Origin of the sequence: Arthrospira sp. PCC 8006, from assembly GCF_046480465.1 — a bacterium.
GTDB lineage: Bacteria > Cyanobacteriota > Cyanobacteriia > Cyanobacteriales > Microcoleaceae > Limnospira > Limnospira platensis.
In genome coordinates, this window is sequence record NZ_PKGG01000301.1 from 1 (window position 1) to 4,892 (window position 4,892).

At 52.7% G+C, this 4,892-nt stretch carries 3 protein-coding genes; all 3 read left to right on the top strand.

Annotated elements, in window-relative coordinates; genetic code table 11:
• The coding region (locus B9T16_RS25715) for a DUF4351 domain-containing protein (RefSeq protein WP_410246095.1) at window positions 1–356 on the top strand (356 nt) is incomplete at its 5' end.
• Window positions 357–495: 139 nt separating this feature from the next.
• On the top strand, window positions 496–1,329 hold the full coding sequence (locus tag B9T16_RS25720) for a DUF2887 domain-containing protein (RefSeq protein ID WP_410246096.1): 834 nt from the start codon (window positions 496–498) through the stop codon (window positions 1,327–1,329).
• Between the two features lie 655 nt (window positions 1,330–1,984).
• On the top strand, window positions 1,985–4,892 hold a 2,908-nt coding region (locus B9T16_RS25725; protein WP_410246097.1), incomplete at its 3' end, for a tetratricopeptide repeat protein.

Consider the following 4,892-nt stretch of genomic DNA (forward strand, 5'->3'; position numbering starts at 1 on the left):
TTGAGGCGAGTGAGGAGGTATTTCGGCGACGGTTGGATTTGGTAGAAAGTATACTGGTGAGTAAGTTTCCACAGTTGAGCTTGGAGGAGATACGGGAAATGTTGGATATTACCCAGGTTAGGCTTGAGGATACCCGGTTTTATCGGGATGTGTTGCAGAAGGGTCGCGAAGAAGGTCGCGAAGAAGCACAGACCCAGATGCTGTTGCGACTGTTAACCCGTCGCTGTGGTGAGTTGTCGGATATGCAACGGCAACAGGTGATATCTCTCAACTCGGGTCAAAGGGATGAGTTGGCGGAGGCTTTGTTAGATTTTCGGGGGATGGAGGATTTAGTGCACTGGTTGCAGAGCATATGATGGTGTGAATCTATTATAGAATTTTTCTCAATATATTCATCAAGCGATCGCCTTAATCAAAGCCTTAATCAAAGCCTTAATCAAAGCCGTAATCAAAGCCGTAATCAAATTGGACTGAGTACCAGCCCCGTCCCAACATATGAAAACTGACAAACTATTTTATCGCATTTTCCTATGGCAACCGGAACTGATTGCTGAGTTAGTTCCTGGCATTCCCATGGACTGCCAATTTGATTATAGCGCTCCGGTGGTCAAAGAACAGGAACAGCGTATTGATGGCTTATTTACCCCTGTGGGGGATGATAACCCAGATTTGCCCTTGGTGTTCGTGGAAGCGCAAATGCAGCCTGATAGGGGATTCTACGGTCGCTTTTTTCGGGAAGTGTTTATGTATCTGGGACAATATGAGGTGAGCCGACCTTGGCGGGGGCTATTGATTTTCCCCAGTCGCAGCCAGGGGTTTGGGGTGGAGACTCCCTATCGCCTGCTATTAGATAATTTGGTGGAAAGGCTTTATCTCGAAGACTTGATTGGTCGGTCGGATTTGAGTCCGAATTTGGCGTTGTTGCGGTTGTTGGTATTGCCGGAGTCGGAAACCCCACAAAGCGCTCGTGATTTGTTGAATGTTGAGGCGAGTGAGGAGGTATTTCGGCGACGGTTGGATTTGGTAGAAAGTATACTGGTGAGTAAGTTTCCACAGTTGAGCTTGGAGGAGATACGGGAAATGTTGGATATTACCCAGGTTAGGCTTGAGGATACCCGGTTTTATCGGGATGTGTTGCAGAAGGGTCGCCAGGAAGCACAGACGGAGATGCTGTTGCGACAGTTAACCCGTCGCTGTGGTGAGTTGTCGGATATGCAACGGCAACAGGTGATATCTCTCAACTCGGGTCAAAAGGATGAGTTGGCGGAGGCTTTGTTAGATTTTCGGGGGATGGAGGATTTTCAGCACTGGTTGCAGGGGGGAGTCTAAACTCTTGGGAAACCGGGTTTCTGGGAACCGACAGCAGGTGGCGATCGCCTTCCCAATACTCTCCCACCCGATCGCCTTCCCCAAAACTCCCCAACCCGATCGCCTTCCCAATACTCTCCCAACCCGATCGCCTTCCCMAAWACTCCCCAACSCGATCGCCTTCCCCAAAACTCCCCAACGCGATCGCCTTNCCCAAWACTCCCCAACGCGATCGCCTTCCCAATACTCCCCAACGCGATCGCCTTCCCCAATACTCTCYATCGCCWTCSCMATACTCCCCAACGCGATCGCCTTCCCCAATACTCTCTATCGCCTTCCCAAAACTCCCCAACGCGATCGCCTTCCCAAAACTCTCTATCGCCTTCCCCAAAACTCCCCAACGCGATCGCCTTCCCAAAACTCCCCAACGCGATCGCCTTCCCAAATATCCCATGGGTGGGGTGGGTCAGATAACCCTGTAGGGGCGGGTTCAACAGCCCATATTCTGGTTCGCGATCAGCCATATAAACCCGCCCTACTTCCCCAACACCCCAGACGCAACATTGACTTACTGTTGCCCAAAAGTATTTTTCAAATATTTCGATTAATTTCTTGCATATCGCCGGAGCGTATGATATAATAGGCGATGGTTTGGTAATTAATCTCGTGTCCCTGTATGACCCAGACAGTCGGTAACTCTAGCCTGGAAACAGCCAATCAACTGCTCCAACAAGGAAAAATTCAAGAAGCCGTAGCTGAGTATCGCCGGGGTATTGAGTTAACGCCAGACCTCTCCTGGCATCACTACTATTTGGGAGAAGCCTTGACTCAGTTGGAAGACTGGGAAGGGGCTGTTCAGGCTTATCGACAAGCCATTTCTCTCGGTTCCAATTATCTCTGCTACTATCGCCTCGGTGTGGCTTTGGTGAAATTGGAACTTTGGGATGAGGCGATCGCCACCTTAAATCAGGGCTTGGAATTAAAGCCAGATTATTATAAATTTTATTTGCCCCTCGGTCAAGCATTAGTTCACCAACAGCATTGGGAAGCAGCCATTGAAGCCTATGGGAAGGCTGTCGCCTTAAAGCCGGGGGTAGCAGAATTTAATTTACAGTTGGGGCACCTGTTGCGCCGCCAGGGACGGTTTACCGAAGCCGTCGGTTATTTGCAGCAGGCGGCCGATTTTCAGGGTGATGACCCCCAATTGCAGTTGGGTTTGGGGGTGGCTTTGGTGGAGGCGGGAACAGACCTACACCGGGCTGAGGCGAGTTTGCGCCGGACTCTGGAGTTACAGCCTGACCAGGGGGAAGCCTATTTTTATCTGGGGAAACTCGAAGGGCTACGGGAGCGCTGGGATGAAGCCCTGGCTATGTATCGTCGCAGTTGGGAAATAAATCCCCAGGTGGGTGAGTGGGGTTTGGCTTTGGCCGAGGCTTTGGAGAAGTTGGGGCGGTGGTCGGAAGCCGTAGACCAGTATCGCCAAGTCGTCCTGGAGTTGGGAGAGTCCGGGGAGGCTTCCTTGGGTTTGGGACGGGCCCTGGTGCAGTTGGAACGTCCGGTTGAGGCGGTGGTGGAGTTGCGTCGGGCCGTCAAGTTGGGGGTTGATAAGCCGGAGGTGCATCGGCTTTGGGCTGGGGTGCTGGTGGAGTTGGGACGCTGGCCAGAGGTGGTAGAGCAGTGGCAGTGGCTGCTGGAGAGGTATCCGGGGGCGGCGAATATCCGGCGACGGTTGGCGTTGGCTTTGATGGGGTTGGGACGCTGGCCGGAAGCGGCGACGCAATGGGGAGAATATTGGCGGGTGGCTCCGGGGTCGGGTCGGGGTTCAGTTGTGGATTTTCGGCCAGAGTTGGGGACCTATGGGGAAATTGACCACCGCCAGGAGTTGAGTATTACGGGGGATTTGACCGTCGAGTTTTGGCTGTATTTGCGACGGTGGCCGGAGGGTTGGACGGAGATTATCTCTAAGTTTGTCAGCGACGAGCAAAATGAGTTCTGCTTTCGGTTAAAAGATGGCCAGAGGGCTCAGTGGTATTTTGGCAAGGGGGAGGCTTTTGCTAAACCGGTTGACTGGGTTCCCCAAGAGGATATGAGGCTCCATGAGTGGGTTCATGTGGCTTGTGTGCGGAAGGTGGGGGAATACGGGCGGATTTATTTTGATGGGGTCCTCCGGCGAGAGGCCGATTGGAGCGGGGAGTCCGAGGCTGTGGGGACTGAGGCGACGGTGCGGTTGATGGCTCATTCTGATGGGAAGCGCTTTAATGATGGCAAGTTGTCTGAGTTGCGGATTTGGAATCGTGCCCGGAGTGCCGATGAGATTCGCCAGGGGATGTATGAGGCTTTGACGGGAGATGAACCGGGGCTGGTGGGGGTTTGGCATGGCTCCGATGACGGGGTTTTGGTGGATGCGGTGGGTCATCATCAGGGGCGATCGGTGATGGCGGATGCTGGGAAGGAGCGCCTGCGGGTGGGGGTCTGTGGTTGGGAGTTGTCCCACAATGCTGCGGGGCGTGCCTATACTTTGGCGCAGTTGTATGGGGGTTGGGCTGAGGTGGAGTTGATTGGCTGTCTGTTTCCTCGGTACGGGGGGCAGGTGTGGGAGCCGATTCGGGGAACCCAGATTCCTTGTCATACGGTGACGGTAGCGGATGAGGGGCGGTTTGTGGAGCAGGCTTTGGGTCTGGTTTTGGCTCATCCCTATGAGGTGGTGCATCTGTCGAAGCCTCGGATACCGAATATAGTTTTGGGGCTTTTGTATAAGCTGGTCTGGGGTGCGCGGGTGATTGTGGATATTGATGATGAGGAGTTGGCTKTTGTTAAGGCATCAGAACCTGTAAATTGGCGGGAGTTGCCTCCTTTGAGAGATTTGGACAGTCAGGAGTGGATTGAAATCGCGGCGGGTCTGGCGCAGGAGTTTGATAAGGTTCGGGAGTTGGATGGGGCTGAGGCTGGGGATGCTGAGGCTGGGGAGTTGTTGGCGGCTGTGGTGGCTGAGGTTTTGGCGGTGCCGGGTGGTGGGGTGTCCCAGGGTTTGGATTTGTTGTTGCAGGGGTTGCCTGCTGTTGAGTCGGTTAAGTGGGCGTTGGTGGATGAGGGAAAGATTGAGCAAGTGCGGGCGAATGATGGGTTGAGTGATTATTTTGCTTATCATCGTTTGGGTGAGGCCCTTGAGGAGTTGGGGCGTTTTGATGAGGCGATCGAGGCTTATCGGCGATCGGTGGAGTTGCAACCGGAGGCGGCTGGGTCTATTTTGAGTTGGAGTCGGGTTTTGCGACGGGTGGGACGCTTTGATGAGGCTCAACTGGTGAGGTCTCGCTTAACTGTCGCTGTATCACAGGTAACATCAGAGGGGTTTGATTCTGTTGATGTTCAGGGGAATGGACATTACGGTAGAGCGGATATTAATCAAAAAGCTGATTCTATTTTATGGCGAGAAAAGCAGGATTTTTCTCCTGGTGAAATCAGAAAATTATTAGACCCTCTTTATCATTGGTATTTAAAGATAGATAAAAATCCCGATAATTATTGGTTGTATTGGCGTTTGGGCAATGCTTTAGTTAATCAAGGTTTATTGGATAATGGGCTGA

Coding starts and splice junctions, on each gene's coding strand:
- B9T16_RS25720 (WP_410246096.1), top strand. CDS start 496: ATGAAAACTGACAAACTATTTTATCGCATTTTCCTATGGCAACCGGAA.